Source organism: Pantoea sp. SOD02 (assembly GCF_024707505.1).
GTDB classification, from domain to species: Bacteria; Pseudomonadota; Gammaproteobacteria; order Enterobacterales; family Enterobacteriaceae; genus Pantoea; species Pantoea symbiotica.
Map to the genome: position 1 here is coordinate 1,791,594 of NZ_CP102604.1, position 18,391 is coordinate 1,809,984.

Genomic DNA, 18,391 nt, shown 5'->3' on the forward strand with positions numbered 1-18,391 from the left:
ACAAGCCGCACGGCTTGTTGTTCAGGTTATTTGCTGGCAAATCAGGCGTTTTTTGCCTTCTGCACCAGCAAATTGAACGACACAATCGCCAGCATAAAGCAGCCAAAGATGGTGCCGGTCATGCTCGCCACCGAGGTGCCGCCCAGGCCGGTGATCGGCACGCTGATGGCACCAAAGGTGAACATGCACACGCCAATCACCGCCGAGGCGCTGCCCGCACGCTGGCCCTGGCTTTGCATCGCCAGCGAAGAAGCGGTGGTAGCAATCACGCCGTTACTGGCAATGGTGAAGAACAGCGCGACCAGCAGAATCGGCAGCGCGGCGCCTGTCAGTCCCGCCAGCAGCAAACAGCTCGAAGCGACAAACGCCAGCGTCAGGCCGCCTTTCAGCACACGGTATTCACCCCACAGCGGACAGAGGCGCGCACTGGTTTGTGATGCAATAATCAGGCCGAGGCCGTTAGCAGCGAAGCAGAAGCTGAAGGCTTGCGGTGTCAGGCCGTACAGCTGTTGCAGTACAAACGGCGACGCGCCGATGTAGGCAAACATGCCGGACATCATAAAACCTTGCGTCAGGCAGAAGCCCATAAACTGACGATGAGTGACGACCTGGCCGAGCGCCGCCCAGGTAGAAAAGATCGAGCCCTGACTGCGGCGCTCAGGCGGTAAGGTTTCGTGTAATTTCCAACGGGCGAGAAAGATCAACACGATGGCTATGCAGCCAAGCACCACAAAAATGCCGCGCCAGTTGAGCACTGTCATCAAGGCACCGCCCAGCACCGGCGCACCAATTGGCGCTAAACCGTTGACCAGCATCAGCAATGCAAAGAAACGCGTCAGTTCATGACCGCTGTACATATCACGGGCAATGGCACGCGACAGCACCGCGCCGCCTGCGCCCGCCAATCCTTCAAACAGACGCGCCACTAACAGCGAGTTGATGTCTTTTGCCAGCGCACAGCCAATCGAGGCAATAAACAGCAGCACCAGCGATAACAGCAGCGGACGCAGGCGACCAAACTTGTCGCTCATTGGGCCAAACAGCAACTGACCGGCACCCAAACCGAGCAAGCCGGCGGTGAGGCTCAGCTGCGCGGTGGCGGTTTCGGTGTGCAGATCGCGCGCCAGTTCCGGCAGCGCCGGCAGGTAAAGATCGATACAGAGTGGCCCGAGTGCAGCGAGCAAGCCCAGCGTGATGGCATAAACCAGCCGATTAGAAGGTGCAGGTGTCATTAATCCTCTGTCTTTATTCATTGCTATAGGTATTTTTTCGCGGGTGATTATACGAACCGTAGCGCATCAACACAGCATTTTTACCAAATCCTAACGCTTCGGAATTTGGCTGAATTTGTCCCATAAAGTTGATAAATCTGGATTTATGTTCCAGGCTTATTCCACATGGACAAAAAACGAGGAACAACAACATGAATAAAGTGATGGGATGTATCGCTGCCGCTATGACGCTGGCAGCCCTGTCTGGTTGTACGACTTATGACAAAGCTGAAAGCTACGTAACCAAGCCGGTTGTGAAGGATGTGAAGAAAGGCATGACGCGCGATCAGGTTCGCCAGATTGCCGGTCCAGCATCTACTGAAATTACCATGGTTCACGCCCGCGGTACTTGCCAGACTTACGTGATTGGCGAGCGCGACGGCAAACCGCAGACCTATTTCGTTAGCTATAACGATACCGGTCGCGTCATGAACTATGGTTTCCAGAGCTGTAAAGACTACGATACCGATCCGCAAGCGGCTCAGTAATCGCAGCAGAATAAGAAACGGCCCGTCATTGACGGGCCGTTTTTCGTTGTGGCGCTTATAAACCGTAAGGACGCGGCACTTCGATATAATCACCATCGATCTCGCGCTGGTAGTAATGGCCTTCCTGCACGTAATAGCGCTTGCCGTTGAAATCCAGCACGCGCATTCCGCCGCCCGGCGGGGCTTCAGGCGGCTGTACAACCACATAAGTGTCGCCCTGGCGCTGATAGTAGTTGCCGTTCAGCATGTAATAGGTCAGGCCGCCCAGCAACACTGCGGTTGCCGCTTCCGGTAAGAAACGCAGCGGGCCGGGACCGCCCCAATGTGGACCTCCACCCCAATGCGGACCTGGACCGGGGCCCCAACCGCCGGGATGGGCGAAACTGATTGCTGGTGTTAATAAGGTTAACGCCAGCACCGAGGCGATAACTGTTTTCATCGGTGATTCTCCTGCTGTGACTGACAGCAGAATTGGCCTTCCTGAGCGAAAACTCAAGCGAAAAGCAGCTGATTTTTCCTCTGTTTACCATGCTTAACGTTTTCCTGACGCTAGCGCCATGATTGGGTGGAATTGGGGAGGAAATGGTGGGAGGTCGCCATGAATGGCGACCCTACAGGCATAAAAAAACGGCAGACCAATTGGCCTGCCGTTGTGGTATTGAGGAGTGTTAGCGGTGTGCCAGTTCGGTGTGCTCGTCGCTCTCCAGCACTTTTTTGTCGGTCAATCCAAGCCAGCGGCTGGTGAGTGAACCGGCGGTCATTGAACCATTTACGTTGAGCGCGGTACGGCCCATATCGATCAGCGGTTCGATGGAGATCAGCAGCGCGACCAACGTCACCGGCAGGCCCATAGCAGGCAGCACAATCAGTGCAGCGAAGGTTGCACCGCCGCCGACGCCTGCCACACCAGCAGAACTCAGCGTCACGATACCCACCAGCGTCGCAATCCACATTGGGTCAAACGGGTTGATGCCCACGGTTGGCGCAACCATCACCGCCAGCATGGTCGGATAGAGACCCGCACAACCATTCTGACCGATGGTGGCACCGAACGACGCCGAGAAGCTGGCGATCGATTCCGGCACGCCCAGACGACGCGTCTGCGTTTCCACGTTCAGTGGAATACTGGCGGCGCTGGAACGGCTGGTGAAGGCGAAGGTGATCACCGGCCACACTTTACGGAAGAAGCGCATTGGGTTGATGCCGTTAACCGACAGCAACAGCGCGTGCACGGCAAACATGATTGCCAGACCGAGATAAGAAGCCACCACGAAGCCACCCAGCTTGATGATGTCTTGCAGGTTGGAACCGGCCACCACTTTGGTCATCAGCGCCAGTACGCCGTACGGCGTCAGCTTCATGATCAAACGCACCAGCTTCATCACCCAGGATTGCAGAGTATCGATCGCCACCAGCACGCGCTCGCCTTTTACCTTGTCATCTTTCAGCAGTTGCAGCGCCGCAACACCGAGGAAGGCGGCGAAAATCACTACGCTGATGATCGAGGTTGGATTGGCGCCTGCCAGATCGGCAAACGGGTTTTTAGGAATAAAGGAGAGCAGCAGCTGCGGCGTGCTGAGGTCAGCCACTTTGCCTACGTAGTTGCTCTGAATCGCGCTCAGACGGGCGGTTTCCTGCGCACCTTGCACCAGACCTTCCGCGCTCAGGCCAAACAGGCCAGTCACCAGCACGCCGACCAGCGCGGAGATGGCGGTGGTAAACAGCAGTACGCCAATGGTCAGCACGCTGATTTTACCCAGCGATGAGGCATTGTGCAGACGCGCGACCGCGCTCAGGATCGAGGCAAACACCAGCGGCATCACGATCATCTGCAGCAGTTGCACGTAGCCGTTACCGACGATGTTAAACCAACCAATCGACGCTTTCACGGTTGGGCTGTTCTCGCCATAAATTGTTTGCAGCGCCAGACCAAAGGCCACACCGAATACTAATCCGGTCAACACGCGCTTTGACAGGCTCCAGCTTTGGTTGCCAATGCGATTCAACAGAATCAGCAGCGCGATAAACGCCACGATATTAATAATGAGGGGAAAATCCATGCTCAACTCCAGAGTGTGACGTGCCATCGCCCTGGGATGGCACGTAAAACAGTAAGTCCCCGTTAGGGAATATTTAGAATGTTATCAGTTCAGCGTGGGGCGGGCTTATACCCAAAAAGAATGTTTTATAACTTTATCGCTTGATTCGACTGGTTATTGACCGCTTTGACTATTAACCAACCGACCGACGCCATTTTGTAGCGTATTGAACAGTTGTTCCGGCCAGCCGTTGGCACCAAAAGAGGGCATACCGGGCGGGAACCACAACGCATAACCGACCAGCGCCAGGCAAAGTGCGCGCTCCAGCTGATTACCTTTCTGGCTATTGAGGATTGGCAAACGGAAGCGCCAGCGGCAAGGCCACAGCAATGGCACGCCAGCGGGCGTTAGCATATCGGCGACAATATGGCTGAGATAGCCGAGCGTCATACCTTGCAACACATCGGCGGGCAGAAACCAGTCGGCGGGCACATTGATTTGGAATAGCCACAAACTCACCGCTACCGCCAGCAAACTGTGGGTAAAGCCGCGATGACCAAAGGCGCGGGCGATGGGATGCGACAGCCACCTTAATCGCTGGCCTAACACGGATTTAGGGTGATCGATATCAGGCAGCAGGCAGGTTAACAGCGCAGCAGGCACTAAATGCCACCAATCGGCGCTGGCCAAAACTGGCGTCAGCTCCGCGCGCTTGGCAAAAATGGCGCTGGCAATGGCAAAAATGATATGGCCTTCGGCCGTCATGATGAAACCTGGCTGCATAAAACTGTCGATGCATCCAGTATAGGGATTTATCCAGTGAATGAGAATGGTGACGCTGTAACGAAGCGTTAATATTTTTCACTTTCCCGCGTCACAATGACGCGGGAAAAGAACGGGTTAGCTTAGCGCGCTAACCATCCACCATCGACTGCCAATGTATAACCTTGCACATAATCGGAGGCGCTGGAGGCGAGGAAGACAATCGGGCCCATCATGTCGTCCGGGACGCCCCAGCGACCCGATGGAATGCGGCCCAAAATTTCCTCGTTGCGTGACTCATCGCTACGTAATTGTTCAGTGTTATTGGTGGCCATGTAGCCTGGCGCAATGGCGTTAACGTTGATGCCGTGCTTGGCCCATTCGTTGGCCATCAGGCGGGTTAACCCCATCACCGCGCTTTTAGATGCGGTATAAGAAGGCACGCGAATGCCGCCCTGGAACGACAGCATCGAGGCGATATTAATGATCTTGCCGCCGTTACCTTGCGCGATAAACTGACGCGCGACCTGCTGCGACAGGAAGAACAGGCTTTTGCTGTTGATGTTCATCACATCATCCCAATCCTGTTCGCTGAAGTTGAGTGCATCCTCGCGGCGGATGATGCCGGCATTATTCACCAGGATGTCGATACGGCCGGCATGCGCCACCGCCTGTTCAACAATGTGCGGCACGATGGACGGTTTAGTCAGATCGGCCTGAATCGACCAAAAACGGCGGCCTAACGCCTCGACTTTTGCCTGCGTATCATCTGGCCCAGCGCGATTGACGCCAATAATGTCACAACCTGCCTGCGCCAAACCCAGCGCCATGCCTTGTCCTAAACCGGTATTGCAACCGGTGACCAGTGCGACTTTGCCTTCAAGACTAAATGCGTTAAGTATCATGATTCGCTCCTTGTTAGCGCAGCGCGCTGATGGCGACGTGGTCCATGTCATCGAAAACCTGGTTTTCGCCCACCATGCCCCAGATAAAGGTATAGCGCTGCGTTCCGACGCCCGCGTGAATCGACCAGCTCGGTGAAATCACCGCCTGCTCGTTGTGCACTAATAGATGACGCGTTTCCTGCGGCTGGCCCATCATGTGGAACACGGCGCTGTCGTCGGCCATATCGAAGTAGAAGTAGACTTCCATGCGGCGTTCGTGGGTGTGACACGGCATGGTGTTCCACAGGTTGCCGTCATCGAGGCGGGTTAATCCCATGGTTAACTGGCAGGTTGGTAACACGTCGGGCACGATGAATTTATTGATGGTGCGGCGGTTCGAGGTGGCCGCGTCGCCCAGCGTGGCTTTCACCGCTTCGGCGAGGGTGATTTTTTTGTCCGGATAATGAGTGTGTGCCGGCGCGCTGTTGTAGTAAAACTTCGCCGGATGATTGGCATCGCTACTGCGGAAAATCACGCTCTGCGCGCCTTGTCCGACATACAACGCTTCCTGATTACCGATTTCCCAGGTACTGCCATCCACTTCAATCAGTCCCGGCCCACCGATGTTGATTACGCCGAGCTCGCGGCGTTCGAGGAAGTAACTGACGCCCAGTTGTTTACCCACTTCATGGCCGATGGTCACGGATTTCTGCACCGGCATTACGCCGCCGATGATGATGCGATCGATATGGCTATAAGTGAGGGTGTAATTGTCGGCGTCGAAAATCTTGTCGATAAGAAACTCACGGCGTAGGCCGTCAGTGTCCAGCGTTTTGGCATGTTCGCTATGAATGCTTTGACGAATGTCCATCTCAGGCCTCTCAAGAGTCAAAGGAAGTGGTCCCGATGCGGGTCTTTGGGCATCTTAAGTAGGATGAGATGTGAATTCAATAAAAATGAAACGATGTTTTATTTATTTGCGTGTGCGATCAAATTGCACAAAAAAGCCCGCGATAAGCGGGCTGCGGTTAACCGTGCAGATGCTCGGGTTTGAGCTGGGTTAAATCATCAAGAATCACATTGGCTAGTGACCAACGTGCATCATCGCGATGATCGGCCGCTGGCACCACTATCGAGCGCATGCGTGCGGCTTTGGTGGCAATCATGCCGTTGAAGGAATCTTCCAGCGTTACGCAGTTGAGCGGATCGATACCCAGTTTGGCTGCGGCGTCGAGATAGACCTGCGGGTGTGGCTTGCTGTACGGCAGCGCTTCTGCAGACGCCAGCACATCAAAGTATTTGCGCAGATTAAACATCTCCAGCACGCGCTCCAGCATATGCAGCGGTGAGGCGGAGGCGAGGCCAATTTTCAAGCCTTGCTGCTGGCACAGTTGCAGCGCCTGCTCCACGCCAGGCAGCAGCGGACGCGTCTCTTCCACCAGCGCCAACGCGCGGGCGATGATGCGTTGGGTGACTTCCTGCTGATCCGGACCGTTCCACGGCAGCGCTTCAAACCACATGCGCACGGTTTGATCGATACGCAGACCCAGCGTATCGGGCAACTCGTGACGCCGGGTGATATCAACGCCAAGGCTGGCGAAGATATCCAATTCCGCCTGATCCCACAGCGGTTCTGAGTCGATCAACAATCCGTCCATATCAAAGATGGCGGCCAATACAGGACGACGATATGACATACAACTGCTCCCTTGGAAATTTGGCTTACCTTAGCACGAGTGCCGGAGAAAGCCGACTTGCGGCAGGCCACGCATTTTTCAGGAAAAATTGCAGTAGTGCAGGTAGACTTAGGCAAAACTATTATCGGTTTAGGGAGACACCATGACTTACCAACAGGCTGGCCGCATCGCCATCCTTAAGCGAGTGGCTGGCTGGGTGATTTTTATACCAGCACTGTTATCCACCCTTATTTCGCTGCTGGGCTTTATGTTTAAGCACAGTGAAAAGCAGCCAGGCATTGATGCCGTGATGCTCGATTTTGTCCATGTTATGGTCGACATGGTGAAGTTCAATACGCCGTTCCTCAATGTATTTTGGCAAAACTCGCCGGTGCCGGAGTTTAATGGCGGCGCGAATATCGGCTTTTGGCTGATCTACATCCTGATTTTTGTCGGCATTGCGCTGCAAGCTTCGGGTGCGCGGATGTGGCGTCAGTCGCGCCATATTAAAGAGGGCATTGAAGATCAGCTGATCATGGAACAAGCCAAAGGCAGTGAAGGGCGTACGCGAGCGCAGTTGGAAGAGAAAATCCATATGCCGCGTCACACCATTTTCTTGCAGATTTTTCCGCTCTACATTTTGCCGATTATTATCGCGATTGCCGGCTACTTTGTGCTGAAGCTGCTCGGCATGCTGTAACGCGTCAGGCCGGTCTGGCCTGACGTTCTCCCAACACATCTTCATCTAACAACTGGCCGATGGCGAACTGCGCTTCGCCCGTCCAGTTGCCGCCGAACACATTGGCGCGATTGAGCAGGTAATAGAGCTGATAAACCGGCTGACGCTGTGAGAATCCGTCCTCCAGTGGCCAAACCGCGTGGTAGCCATCATAAATCTGGCGCGGTAAATCGGCGTAGTAGCTCAGCATCGCCAGATCGCATTCGCGGTCGCCCCAATAGCAGGCGGGATCGAACAGCCACGGACCGGTTGCGCTGCCAGCGCAGTTGGCGGGCCACAAATCGCCGTGTAATAAAGAGGGTTGCGGATGATGGTTGGCTAACGTGCGCTGCACACAATCGACAATCAGCTCGGTATCGCCATAATGCACGCCTTTTTCCGCAGCCAGTTGCAGCTGCCAACCGATGCGCTGCTCTGCGAAGAACACTGACCAGCGGCGTAACCAGCTGTTCGGCTGAGGAGAGGTGGTGATGTTGTTGTCGTAATCAAGACCAAATTGCGGTTGCTCGCTCCATTGATGCAAGTGTGCTAATTGCTGACCGAGCTGGAAGGCACTCTGATCGGTAAAGGGTTGAGGCGGAATATATTCCAGCAGCAGGAAGCTGGTATCACGATCGTTGCCGACGCCATACACTTTCGGTACGCGAACGGTTTGCGTGCGCGCCAGCAGGTCGAGTTGATCGGCTTCCCAGCTAAACAAGGTGAGCATGTCGCGGGTGTTACATTTGACGAACACATCTAACTCGCCATAGCGGATACGCCAGGCAGGATGGACATCGCCACCGGGAAGTTCCTGACGGTCGATGATTTCAGCATCACCGGCGTACTCGCTTAACAGACGACTAATGGCTGACCACATCGGGTAATCCTCTTTGTTCGCTGCGTGAGTTCGATTGTAACGCGCAAAACCTGAGCAAACCTGGCGTCGATGCCGTTTTTTGCACTGCGTCAGGATTGTTCTTTCAAAAATGCCTCAAGCGTGGTGACGGTGACTTCAGGTTTGTGTTCGAGAGCGATTTGCGCATATCCCGCGGCCTGCTCCGCCACTTCATGCTCTTCTAACGCGCTGACAATGCCGAAACTGTTAGTGCCCAACTCATGCGGATGACCTTCATCATCACTTAACGTGGTGCTATATCCGCCATTGATCATGGCGCTATTCACTGACTGCAAGTCGCCAAGTCCATTTTCCTGATACTTTAGCGTGACAATGTAACGTTTGACATCATGGTCACTCATTATTCACCTCATTGTTATCGAACAGATTTCAGCGTAGACCAGCGGGCAGGATAGAGCGAATTTTAGGCGATTCATCAGCAGGAATGGCAGGTAAAGCTCTGTCAAAAAAGTTCAGAAAATTCTTCTGGTTTTTGGGCTGCTATTTAAGTAATTGCCCCCTATAATGCGCAACGAAAATGGGAAAAGTCCCATTAAAAGAGCGGTCCAGCGACTTTCCTGGCTTTTTTTGCGGGTACATATTTTTTTACAAAACTTACGGTAAATTGCATTGATTGACCGGAGAAACGCTTCAGACTCTTCGTTTTTTAAACTGTCGTACGGGTTACTTTTAATGAAAGCCTTTAACAAGCTGTCCGCTGTTTTATTGCTCTCTGCTGGAGCATTTTGTCACCAGGCATTTGCAGATAACGCCGTTTTCACCTCCATGGATGACCCTTCAACGGCGAAAAAACCGTTTGAAGGCAGTGCGTCAGCGGGTTACCTGGCTCAAACCGGTAACACCACCAGTTCTTCGCTGAGTGCGGCTACCAATATGACGTGGTACCAAACCAACACCGCACTGAGCCTGTGGGGTAACGCCTCGAACAACTCCTCTAACGATGAGCGTTCATCTGAGACCTACAACATCGGTGGCCGTAGCCGTTATAACCTCAACAGCGCCGATTACCTGTTTGGTCAGGCGAGCTGGTTGAGCGACCGTTTCAACGGTTATGACTCACGCGATGTACTGACCGCCGGTTACGGTCGTCAGATCCTTAACGGTCCAGTTCACTCTCTGCGTGCTGAATTCGGTCCGGGTGTGCGTTACGACGATTTCCATGAAGGCGGCCATGAAACCAAAGCATTGGGTTATGGTGCAGTGAGTTATCAATGGCAGCTGACAGATACCACCAAATTTATCCAGGGTGTTTCTGTGCTGAGCAGCTTCGGTGAAGACACCACGCTGAACTCAGAGACTGCACTGCAGGTGGCCATCAATGCGCACTTCGCGCTGAAGTTGGGCTACAACGTGACCTGGAACAACAATCCGCCAGAATCTGCGCCGGATCGTACCGATACCAAAACCACGATCCAGCTCTCATACTCAATGTAAGCGAGACGGATGTGAATCACCGCTGCCAGGCCTGTGCCTCGCAGCGGTTTTTTTTATTTCTCTTTAGCTTAGCGAATTTCCGCACGGGTTTTGATCGGCGGCGAAAGCTGCTATTATCATCGCCGCTTTACATTCCTGGCGTCATTCCGACAACGTGGGTCTGACATCACGCCGGGTTACACACTACAAAACTCATTTTTGCATGTAGGCTTTCGTGTGGCTTACCACTGCAATTAAGGATATGAAATGCCAGTAATTACTCTTCCTGATGGCAGCCAGCGCAGCTTTGACCGTCCGGTCAGCGTGATGGATATTGCGTTGGATATTGGACCGGGTTTGGCGAAAGCCTGTATCGCGGGTCGCGTGAATGGCGAGTTGGTTGATGCGGTTGATCCGATCACCGAAGACGCTCAGGTCGCGATTATTACCGCTAAAGACGACGCCGGTTTAGAAATCATTCGTCACTCTTGCGCGCACCTGTTAGGGCATGCGATTAAGCAGCTGTGGCCAAACACCAAGATGGCTATCGGTCCGGTGATTGATAACGGTTTCTATTATGACGTCGACCTGGAACATACCTTAACCCAGGAAGATCTTGAGCTGCTGGAAAAGCGTATGCACCAGTTGGCTGAAAGCAACTACGATGTGGTGAAGAAAAAGGTGAGCTGGCAGGAAGCACGTGACGTGTTTGCTGAGCGTGGCGAAAGCTACAAAACCACCATTCTTGACGAGAACATCAGCCACGACGATCGTCCTGGCTTGTATCACCATGAAGAATACATCGACATGTGCCGCGGTCCGCACGTGCCGAACATGCGTTTCTGCCATCACTTTAAACTGCAGAAAATCTCCGGGGCTTACTGGCGCGGCAACAGCGATAACAAAATGCTGCAGCGTATTTACGGTACGGCCTGGGCGGATAAAAAGCAGCTGGCTGCTTATTTGCAGCGTCTGGAAGAAGCGGCGAAGCGCGACCACCGTAAAATCGGTAAGCAGCTTGATCTCTACCACATGCAGGAAGAAGCTCCGGGCATGGTGTTCTGGCACAATGACGGCTGGACCATCTTCCGCGAACTGGAAGTGTTTGTGCGTACCAAGCTGAAAGAGTACGACTACCAGGAAGTGAAAGGTCCGTTCATGATGGACCGCGTGCTGTGGGAAAAAACCGGGCACTGGGAGAACTATAAAGAAGCAATGTTCACCACCTCTTCAGAGAACCGTGAATATTGCATCAAGCCGATGAACTGCCCAGGCCACGTGCAGATCTTTAATCAGGGTCTGAAATCCTACCGCGACCTGCCGCTGCGTATGGCGGAGTTTGGTAGCTGCCATCGTAACGAGCCATCAGGTGCCTTGCATGGTCTGATGCGCGTACGCGGGTTTACCCAGGATGATGCTCACGTCTTCTGTACCGAAGATCAGGTACGTGATGAAGTGAACAGCTGTATCCGCATGGTCTACGACATGTACAGCACCTTCGGTTTTGAAAAAATCGTGGTGAAACTGTCGACCCGTCCGGAAAAACGTATCGGTACCGACGAAATGTGGGATCGTGCGGAAGTGGATTTGGCAGAAGCGCTGAAAGAGAATGACATTCCATTCGAATATCAGCCGGGAGAAGGCGCCTTCTACGGCCCTAAAATTGAGTTTACCCTGTACGATTGTCTCGACCGCGCCTGGCAGTGTGGTACCGTTCAGCTAGACTTCTCCCTGCCGAAACGTCTGGACGCGACTTTTGTCGGTGAAAACAACGATCGTCAGACACCGGTGATGATTCACCGCGCAATTCTCGGTTCAATGGAGCGCTTTATCGGCATCCTGACCGAAGAGTTCGCTGGATTCTTCCCGAGTTGGCTGGCACCAGTGCAAGCTGTGGTGATGAATATCACCGACAGTCAGTCAGAATACGTCAGCGAATTGACAAAGAAACTGCAGAATGCAGGTATTCGTGTCAAAGCGGACTTGAGAAACGAGAAGATAGGCTTTAAAATCCGCGAGCACACATTACGTCGCGTCCCTTATATGCTGGTTTGCGGTGACAAAGAGGTGGAAGCAGGCAAAGTTGCCGTGCGCACCCGCCGTGGTAAAGACCTTGGGAGCATGGACGTAGATGTGTTTGTTGAGAAGCTGCAACAAGAGATTCGCAGCCGACATCTTCACCAATTAGAGGAAACAGGTTATTAAAGGCGGAAAACGAGTACAACCAACACGTCCGAACCGTATCAACGGCGAAATCCGTGCTACCGAAGTGCGCTTATCTGGCGTAGACGGCGAGCAACTTGGCATTGTCACCCTGCGTGAAGCCATTGAGAAAGCTGAAGAAGCCGGCGTAGATTTAGTTGAAATCAGCCCGAACGCCGAACCGCCGGTTTGCCGTATCATGGATTACGGCAAGTTCCTTTATGAAAAAAGCAAGTCTTCTAAGGAACAGAAGAAGAAGCAGAAAGTTATCCAGGTTAAGGAAATCAAATTCCGTCCTGGTACCGATGATGGCGACTATCAGGTCAAACTACGCAACCTGATTCGCTTTCTGGAAGAGGGCGATAAAGCCAAAATTACGCTGCGTTTCCGCGGTCGTGAGATGGCGCACCAGCAGATCGGCATGGAAGTGCTTAACCGCGTCCGTAAAGATCTGTGTGAAGACATGGATCTGGCGATTGTCGAATCCTTCCCTTCGAAGATCGAAGGTCGTCAGATGATCATGGTGCTCGCTCCTAAGAAGAAACAGTAGGCCTTCAAGTAATAAAGCCGCGCAGCGCTTGCGTTGTGCGGATTTTTATTCGCCTGTCTGATTCATTTTATTAACAATGCGAAGTGGATATTTGTAAAAATGCCAAAGATTAAAACTGTACGTGGCGCCGCTAAGCGCTTCAAGAAGACCGCTTCTGGCGGCTTCAAGCGTAAGCACGCGAACCTGCGTCATATTCTGACTAAAAAGTCTACTAAGCGTAAACGTCACCTGCGTCCGAAAGGCATGGTGTCTAAAGGCGATCTGGGTCTGGTTATTGCCTGCCTGCCGTACGCATAAGTAAAATTTTTTTAGTTTAGTTCCCCGATAGATTTCGGGTTGCAGCAAGGCGGCAACTGAATGAATCTCTGAGCTTACATCAGTAAGTGACTGGGATGAATGAAGACAGCCAACGCCGCTGCGGCACGAAAGATGAAGGGGAAATCACAGAATATGATATAGGAGAGCTCACATGGCTCGCGTTAAACGTGGTGTAATTGCTCGCGCACGTCACAAGAAAATCTTAAAACAAGCTAAAGGCTACTATGGTGCACGTTCACGTGTATACCGCGTTGCCTTCCAGGCTGTTATCAAAGCTGGTCAGTATGCTTACCGTGACCGTCGTCAACGTAAGCGTCAGTTCCGTCAACTGTGGATCGCGCGTATCAACGCTGCGGCTCGTCAGAACGGTATCTCTTACAGCCGTTTCATCAATGGCCTGAAAAAAGCCTCTATTGAAATCGACCGTAAGATTCTGGCTGACATCGCTGTATTCGACAAAGTGACATTTACTGCACTTGTTGAAAAAGCAAAATCAGCTCTGGCGTAAGTCAGTTGAAAAAGGGAGCTTGCTCCCTTTTTTATTACCCGCAACTCACGCAAAAGATTGACATTTTGGCCGCTGCGCATTTCAATAGTGCGGTTTCTAAATATGACAAGGTAACGCAAGCATGAATGCTGCTATTTTCCGTTTCTTTTTTTACTTTAGCGCCTGAACATCAGGGGCTTTTGCGCATAAGAAAAGAAACGAAAAATCGCGCTAAAAGCCTCCCTCGTGGAGGCTTTTTTGTTTCTGGCGACACTTAATCGGATCAGCTGATCCCAACGAGAACTGACCAGCCCGGCTGGAAGAAGAGGAAATCATGTCCCAACTCGCAGACCTGGTGGCTCGTGCCACGGCCGCCATCGACGAGGCGGCGGATATCGCTGCTCTGGACGCCGTGCGCGTCGAATTTCTGGGTAAGAAAGGGCATCTGACGCTGCAAATGACCACCCTGCGTGAACTGCCAGCAGAAGAGCGCCCGGCAGCGGGTGCGGTCATCAACGATGCCAAACAGCAAGTGCAGGATCGCCTTACCGCGCGCAAAGATACGCTGGAAAGCGCCGAGCTGAATGCGCGTCTGGCTGCGGAAACCATCGACGTGTCGCTGCCTGGCCGTCGCGTTGAGAATGGCGGCTTGCATCCGGTGACCCGCACTATCGATCGTATTGAAACCTTCTTCGGCGAACTGGGTTTCGCGGTAGTGACAGGTCCGGAAATTGAAGACGATTACCACAACTTTGATGCGCTGAACATTCCCGGCCATCACCCGGCACGTGCCGATCACGATACCTTCTGGTTCGATGCCACGCGTTTGCTGCGCACCCAAACCTCAGGCGTGCAGATTCGCACCATGAAAAACCAGCAGCCGCCGATCCGCATCATCGCGCCAGGCCGTGTTTATCGTAACGACTACGATCAGACACACACGCCGATGTTCCATCAGATGGAAGGTTTGATTGTCGATAAGGACATCAGCTTTACCAACCTGAAAGGCACGCTGCACGATTTCCTGAACAATTTCTTCGAAGAGAATCTGCAAATTCGCTTCCGTCCTTCTTACTTCCCGTTCACCGAACCGTCCGCAGAAGTGGATGTGATGGGTAAAAACGGCAAGTGGCTGGAAGTGCTGGGTTGCGGCATGGTGCACCCGAACGTGTTGCGCAATGTCGGCATCGATCCGGAAATTTATTCGGGCTTTGCGTTTGGCATGGGCATGGAGCGTCTCACTATGCTGCGCTACGGTGTGACCGATTTGCGCGCCTTCTTCGAAAATGATCTACGTTTCCTCAAACAATTTAAATAAGGGCAGGTTATCCAATGAAATTCAGTGAACTCTGGTTACGCGAATGGGTAAATCCAGCCCTGGATAGCGCTGCGCTGTCTGAGCAAATCACCATGGCTGGCCTTGAAGTGGACGGCGTGGATCCGGTTGCTGGCGCTTTCAACGGTGTTGTGGTGGGTGAAGTGGTTGAGTGCGGCCAGCATCCAAACGCCGACAAACTGCGCGTCACCAAAATCAACGTCGGTGGCGATCGCCTATTGGATATCGTCTGCGGCGCGCCAAACTGCCGTCAGGGCCTGAAAGTAGCAGTGGCGACCGTTGGCGCTGTGCTACCGGGCGATTTCAAAATCAAAGCGGCAAAACTGCGTGGCGAACCCTCTGAAGGCATGTTGTGCTCTTTCTCTGAGCTGGGTATTTCCGACGATCACAGCGGCATTATCGAGCTGCCAGCCGATGCGCCAATTGGTACCGACATCCGCAGCTATCTGCAGCTGGATGACAACACCATCGAAATCAGCGTCACGCCAAACCGCGCCGATTGCCTGGGCATCATCGGGGTTGCACGTGATGTAGCGGTACTGAATGGTTTGCCGCTGACGGCGCCTGCCATTGAGCCGGTAAAAGCCACCATCACCGATACTTTCCCGATTCGCGTCGATGCCACCGCCGCGTGCCCGCGCTACCTTGGCCGCGTGGTGAAAGGTATCAACGTCAAAGCCGCTACGCCATTGTGGATGCGTGAAAAGCTGCGTCGCTGCGGTATTCGTTCAATCGATCCGGTGGTTGATATCACCAACTTTGTGCTGCTGGAGCTTGGCCAGCCGATGCACGCCTTTGATCTCGACCGTATCGACGGCGGCATCGTGGTGCGTATGGCAGAAGAGGGCGAAGCCCTGACGCTGCTGGATGGGACCGAAGCTAAACTCAGCAGCGACACGCTGGTGATCGCGGATCACCACAAAGCGCTGGCGATGGGCGGCATCTTTGGTGGCGAGCATTCAGGTGTGAATGAAGAGACGCAAAACGTGCTGTTCGAATGCGCCTACTTTGATCCGCTGGCGATTACCGGCCGTGCACGCCGTCAAGGCCTGCATACCGATGCATCACATCGTTATGAGCGTGGCGTCGATCCGGCTCTGCAGCACAAAGCGATTGAACGCGCGACGCAGCTGCTGCTCGACATCTGTGGCGGCGAAGCGGGCCCGGTCATCGATCAAACTGACGCAAGCGCGCTGCCGCCACGCGCCACCATCACGTTGCGCCGTGAAAAGCTCGATCGCCTGATTGGTCACGTGATTGCTGACGATCAGGTAACTGACATCCTGACGCGTCTCGGTTGTGAAGTGAAGGTCGGTGCAGGCGAGTGGCAAGCCGTGGCGCCAAGCTGGCGTTTCGATATGGCCATCGAAGAAGATCTGGTCGAAGAAGTGGCACGCGTTTACGGCTACAACAACATTCCTGATGTGCCGGTGAAAGCCAGCCTGATCATGACGCAACATCGTGAAGCTGACCTGTCGCTGAAGCGTGCGAAAAATCTGCTGGTGGATAAAGGCTATCAGGAAGCGATTACTTACAGCTTCGTCGATCCAAAAATGCAGCAGTTGCTGCATCCTGGCGAAGAAGCGCTGATCCTGCCAAGCCCAATCTCCAGCGATATGTCGGCCATGCGCCTGTCGCTGTGGACCGGCTTACTGGGCGCGGTGGTGTACAACCAAAACCGTCAGCAGGGCCGCGTACGCCTGTTTGAGAGCGGTTTACGCTTTGTTCCTGATACACAGGCCGATCTGGGTATCCGCCAGGATCTTATGCTGGCCGGCGTTTTAAGCGGTAATCGCTATGAAGAGCATTGGGATCTGGCGCGTCAGACGGTTGACTTCTATGATTTGAAAGGCGATTTAGAATCGCTGCTGGATTTGACCGGTAAACTTGATGAGATTTCCTTCCGTGCGGAAGCCAATCCGGCGCTGCATCCAGGACAAAGCGCCGCAATTTATTTACGCGGCGAACGAATCGGATTTATCGGGGTGGTTCATCCAGAGCTGGAACGTAAGCTGGATCTTAACGGGCGCACCTTAGTGTTTGAACTGCTTTGGAATAAGGTCGCAGACCGCGTCCTGCCTGATGCGCGCGAGATTTCCCGCTTCCCGGCAAACCGTCGTGATATCGCCGTTGTCGTGGCTGAAAACGTGCCTGCAGCAGATATCATTGCGGAGTGTAAGAAAGTTGGCGTAAATCAGGTAGTTGGCGTAAACTTGTTTGACGTGTACCGTGGTAAGGGCGTGAACGAGGGTGAAAAGAGCCTTGCGATTAGCCTGATTTTGCAGGATACCAGCCGGACACTCGAAGAAGAGGAGATTGCCGCGACCGTTGCCAAATGCGTTGCGGCATTAAAAGAGCGATTCCAGGCAACCTTGAGGGATTGAACCTATGGCGCTTACAAAAGCTGAAATGTCAGAGTACCTGTTTGAAAAACTCGGGTTGAGCAAACGCGATGCCAAAGAGTTGGTAGAACTTTTTTTTGAAGAGGTTCGCCGCGCGTTGGAAAACGGAGAACAGGTAAAACTGTCCGGATTTGGTAATTTTGATCTGCGTGACAAAAACCAGCGTCCGGGCCGTAACCCGAAGACGGGGGAAGATATTCCTATCACCGCGCGCCGAGTGGTGACATTCCGTCCGGGACAGAAGTTGAAAAGTCGCGTCGAGAACGCGACACCCAAGGATGCTGACTAATTTCAGTACGACAAAAAGGCCGCTTAGCGGCCTTTTTTTTGCCTTAAATTTGGTCATTCTACACGATTTATCCACGATGTAAGGATTTCGTAAGTATCCGGAAAATAGGGCGAAAATCGGTCCTCACTGATAGTGACGGCGTCGACACTTTTGTTATAACAGCGCCATCACATAGCAAATGGTTTGAATAATGAAAAAGACAGCACTTTTATTAAGCATCCTGTTAGGCATGCCGCTGCTGGCTAGCGCCAATGTTTCCGTCAACATCAACACGCCGGGCGTTTCGATTCATATCGGCGATCAGGATAAGCGTGGTTACTATTGGGATGGTTACGACTGGCGTGCACCAACGTGGTGGAAGCAGCACCATAACCAGCGGATTGGCACCAAAGGTCCGCACGGTTACTGGAACGGTAACGGCTGGCAGGCGCAGCATCCGGGCAATGGACCGCATCGGGATGACAAACGTCAGCCACAGCATCAGCCGCAACCGCAGCATCACGATCAGCATGATAATCAGCAGAAGCGTGATAACCACGGTCAGCCGCTTCCTCCGCATCAGTAATGCTTCTCTGGCGGCGCCTCCACAGCGCCGCTTTCTTTTTGCTGTAATCCCACTACAATCAAATCTCTGTTT

Annotated in this window: 21 protein-coding genes and 1 other annotated feature; of the genes, 12 read left to right on the forward strand and 9 right to left on the reverse strand. The window is 53.3% G+C overall.

Annotated features, from left to right (window positions below; translation table 11 throughout):
- Positions 1–41 precede the first annotated feature (41 nt).
- Complete coding sequence (locus tag NR302_RS08350; RefSeq protein ID WP_091003186.1) at positions 42–1,232, reverse strand: multidrug effflux MFS transporter; 1,191 nt, start codon at positions 1,230–1,232, stop codon at positions 42–44.
- 191 nt (positions 1,233–1,423) lie between these two features.
- On the opposite strand from NR302_RS08350, the gene osmE reads away from it, so the two are divergent.
- On the forward strand, positions 1,424–1,759 hold the full coding sequence (gene osmE, locus NR302_RS08355) for an osmotically-inducible lipoprotein OsmE (protein WP_007892614.1): 336 nt from the start codon (positions 1,424–1,426) through the stop codon (positions 1,757–1,759).
- A 55-nt stretch (positions 1,760–1,814) separates the two neighbouring features.
- Here the strand turns inward: osmE and NR302_RS08360 are convergent, their stop codons facing one another.
- The 6 genes from NR302_RS08360 to hxpB form a co-directional block, all read right to left on the reverse strand.
- Positions 1,815–2,198: a DUF6515 family protein gene (locus NR302_RS08360; RefSeq protein WP_258144981.1), complete on the reverse strand. Its 384-nt coding sequence runs from the start codon at positions 2,196–2,198 to the stop codon at positions 1,815–1,817.
- A 229-nt stretch (positions 2,199–2,427) separates the two neighbouring features.
- A complete protein-coding gene (locus NR302_RS08365; RefSeq protein WP_258144982.1) occupies positions 2,428–3,819 on the reverse strand; it encodes an L-cystine transporter in 1,392 nt (463 codons plus the stop codon).
- A 153-nt stretch (positions 3,820–3,972) separates the two neighbouring features.
- A complete protein-coding gene (locus NR302_RS08370) occupies positions 3,973–4,563 on the reverse strand; it encodes a metal-dependent hydrolase (RefSeq protein ID WP_258144983.1) in 591 nt (196 codons plus the stop codon).
- Positions 4,564–4,703: 140 nt separating this feature from the next.
- Positions 4,704–5,465, reverse strand: coding sequence for a 2-dehydro-3-deoxy-D-gluconate 5-dehydrogenase KduD (gene kduD, locus NR302_RS08375; RefSeq protein WP_258144984.1), 762 nt, complete (start codon positions 5,463–5,465; stop codon positions 4,704–4,706).
- A gap of 13 nt (positions 5,466–5,478) precedes the next feature.
- Positions 5,479–6,315, reverse strand: a complete 837-nt coding sequence (kduI, locus tag NR302_RS08380; protein WP_258144985.1) for a 5-dehydro-4-deoxy-D-glucuronate isomerase — start codon at positions 6,313–6,315, stop codon at positions 5,479–5,481.
- Between the two features lie 157 nt (positions 6,316–6,472).
- Complete coding sequence (hxpB, locus tag NR302_RS08385; protein WP_258144986.1) at positions 6,473–7,141, reverse strand: hexitol phosphatase HxpB; 669 nt, start codon at positions 7,139–7,141, stop codon at positions 6,473–6,475.
- Between the two features lie 142 nt (positions 7,142–7,283).
- Between hxpB and NR302_RS08390 the strand changes: the two genes are divergently transcribed.
- Positions 7,284–7,820 (forward strand): YniB family protein, encoded by a 537-nt coding sequence (locus NR302_RS08390; protein WP_008102926.1) that lies wholly within the window; start codon positions 7,284–7,286, stop codon positions 7,818–7,820.
- Positions 7,821–7,824: 4 nt separating this feature from the next.
- Here NR302_RS08390 and NR302_RS08395 read toward each other — a convergent pair whose 3' ends face one another.
- A complete protein-coding gene (locus tag NR302_RS08395) occupies positions 7,825–8,718 on the reverse strand; it encodes a fructosamine kinase family protein (RefSeq protein WP_258144987.1) in 894 nt (297 codons plus the stop codon).
- A gap of 89 nt (positions 8,719–8,807) precedes the next feature.
- Positions 8,808–9,098, reverse strand: coding sequence for a type V toxin-antitoxin system endoribonuclease antitoxin GhoS (gene ghoS / locus NR302_RS08400; protein ID WP_154194123.1), 291 nt, complete (start codon positions 9,096–9,098; stop codon positions 8,808–8,810).
- Between the two features lie 331 nt (positions 9,099–9,429).
- On the opposite strand from ghoS, the gene NR302_RS08405 reads away from it, so the two are divergent.
- From NR302_RS08405 to NR302_RS08450, 10 genes are all read left to right on the forward strand, one after another.
- Entirely contained in the window at positions 9,430–10,191 is a 762-nt protein-coding gene (locus NR302_RS08405; RefSeq protein ID WP_008102936.1) for a YdiY family protein, read from the forward strand.
- Between the two features lie 246 nt (positions 10,192–10,437).
- Positions 10,438–12,375: a threonine--tRNA ligase gene (gene thrS / locus NR302_RS08410; protein WP_007892653.1), complete on the forward strand. Its 1,938-nt coding sequence runs from the start codon at positions 10,438–10,440 to the stop codon at positions 12,373–12,375.
- Positions 12,371–12,922 carry a translation initiation factor IF-3 gene (gene infC / locus NR302_RS08415; RefSeq protein WP_036647992.1) on the forward strand — a complete coding sequence of 184 codons (552 nt, stop codon included), beginning with the start codon at positions 12,371–12,373 and terminating at the stop codon, positions 12,920–12,922. Before thrS ends, infC begins: the two co-directional genes overlap by 5 nt.
- A gap of 99 nt (positions 12,923–13,021) precedes the next feature.
- On the forward strand, positions 13,022–13,219 hold the full coding sequence (gene rpmI / locus NR302_RS08420; RefSeq protein ID WP_004157374.1) for a 50S ribosomal protein L35: 198 nt from the start codon (positions 13,022–13,024) through the stop codon (positions 13,217–13,219).
- A gap of 172 nt (positions 13,220–13,391) precedes the next feature.
- Positions 13,392–13,748 (forward strand): 50S ribosomal protein L20, encoded by a 357-nt coding sequence (gene rplT, locus NR302_RS08425; protein WP_007892678.1) that lies wholly within the window; start codon positions 13,392–13,394, stop codon positions 13,746–13,748.
- Positions 13,749–13,864: 116 nt separating this feature from the next.
- Positions 13,865–13,990, forward strand: a sequence feature (Phe leader region).
- Positions 13,870–13,914 carry a pheST operon leader peptide PheM gene (gene pheM, locus NR302_RS08430; RefSeq protein ID WP_106120997.1) on the forward strand — a complete coding sequence of 15 codons (45 nt, stop codon included), beginning with the start codon at positions 13,870–13,872 and terminating at the stop codon, positions 13,912–13,914. (Overlaps the previous feature by 45 nt.)
- Positions 13,991–14,061: 71 nt before the next feature.
- Positions 14,062–15,045, forward strand: a complete 984-nt coding sequence (gene pheS / locus NR302_RS08435) for a phenylalanine--tRNA ligase subunit alpha (RefSeq protein ID WP_154152484.1) — start codon at positions 14,062–14,064, stop codon at positions 15,043–15,045.
- A gap of 14 nt (positions 15,046–15,059) precedes the next feature.
- On the forward strand, positions 15,060–17,447 hold the full coding sequence (gene pheT / locus NR302_RS08440) for a phenylalanine--tRNA ligase subunit beta (protein ID WP_258144988.1): 2,388 nt from the start codon (positions 15,060–15,062) through the stop codon (positions 17,445–17,447).
- 4 nt (positions 17,448–17,451) lie between these two features.
- Positions 17,452–17,754 (forward strand): integration host factor subunit alpha, encoded by a 303-nt coding sequence (gene ihfA, locus NR302_RS08445; protein ID WP_007892687.1) that lies wholly within the window; start codon positions 17,452–17,454, stop codon positions 17,752–17,754.
- Between the two features lie 190 nt (positions 17,755–17,944).
- Positions 17,945–18,319 (forward strand): DUF2502 domain-containing protein, encoded by a 375-nt coding sequence (locus NR302_RS08450; protein ID WP_008102942.1) that lies wholly within the window; start codon positions 17,945–17,947, stop codon positions 18,317–18,319.
- Positions 18,320–18,391: the final 72 nt, after the last annotated feature.

Excerpts from the sequence above, each read along its gene's own strand:
- NR302_RS08350 (WP_091003186.1), bottom strand. The coding sequence starts at position 1,232 with ATGACACCTGCACCTTCTAATCGGCTGGTTTATGCCATCACGCTGGGC.
- osmE (WP_007892614.1), top strand. The coding sequence starts at position 1,424 with ATGAATAAAGTGATGGGATGTATCGCTGCCGCTATGACGCTGGCAGCC.
- NR302_RS08360 (WP_258144981.1), bottom strand. The coding sequence starts at position 2,198 with ATGAAAACAGTTATCGCCTCGGTGCTGGCGTTAACCTTATTAACACCA.
- NR302_RS08365 (WP_258144982.1), bottom strand. The coding sequence starts at position 3,819 with ATGGATTTTCCCCTCATTATTAATATCGTGGCGTTTATCGCGCTGCTG.
- NR302_RS08370 (WP_258144983.1), bottom strand. The coding sequence starts at position 4,563 with ATGACGGCCGAAGGCCATATCATTTTTGCCATTGCCAGCGCCATTTTT.
- kduD (WP_258144984.1), bottom strand. The coding sequence starts at position 5,465 with ATGATACTTAACGCATTTAGTCTTGAAGGCAAAGTCGCACTGGTCACC.
- kduI (WP_258144985.1), bottom strand. The coding sequence starts at position 6,315 with ATGGACATTCGTCAAAGCATTCATAGCGAACATGCCAAAACGCTGGAC.
- hxpB (WP_258144986.1), bottom strand. The coding sequence starts at position 7,141 with ATGTCATATCGTCGTCCTGTATTGGCCGCCATCTTTGATATGGACGGA.
- NR302_RS08390 (WP_008102926.1), top strand. The coding sequence starts at position 7,284 with ATGACTTACCAACAGGCTGGCCGCATCGCCATCCTTAAGCGAGTGGCT.
- NR302_RS08395 (WP_258144987.1), bottom strand. The coding sequence starts at position 8,718 with ATGTGGTCAGCCATTAGTCGTCTGTTAAGCGAGTACGCCGGTGATGCT.
- ghoS (WP_154194123.1), bottom strand. The coding sequence starts at position 9,098 with ATGAGTGACCATGATGTCAAACGTTACATTGTCACGCTAAAGTATCAG.
- NR302_RS08405 (WP_008102936.1), top strand. The coding sequence starts at position 9,430 with ATGAAAGCCTTTAACAAGCTGTCCGCTGTTTTATTGCTCTCTGCTGGA.
- thrS (WP_007892653.1), top strand. The coding sequence starts at position 10,438 with ATGCCAGTAATTACTCTTCCTGATGGCAGCCAGCGCAGCTTTGACCGT.
- rpmI (WP_004157374.1), top strand. The coding sequence starts at position 13,022 with ATGCCAAAGATTAAAACTGTACGTGGCGCCGCTAAGCGCTTCAAGAAG.
- rplT (WP_007892678.1), top strand. The coding sequence starts at position 13,392 with ATGGCTCGCGTTAAACGTGGTGTAATTGCTCGCGCACGTCACAAGAAA.
- pheS (WP_154152484.1), top strand. The coding sequence starts at position 14,062 with ATGTCCCAACTCGCAGACCTGGTGGCTCGTGCCACGGCCGCCATCGAC.
- pheT (WP_258144988.1), top strand. The coding sequence starts at position 15,060 with ATGAAATTCAGTGAACTCTGGTTACGCGAATGGGTAAATCCAGCCCTG.
- ihfA (WP_007892687.1), top strand. The coding sequence starts at position 17,452 with ATGGCGCTTACAAAAGCTGAAATGTCAGAGTACCTGTTTGAAAAACTC.
- NR302_RS08450 (WP_008102942.1), top strand. The coding sequence starts at position 17,945 with ATGAAAAAGACAGCACTTTTATTAAGCATCCTGTTAGGCATGCCGCTG.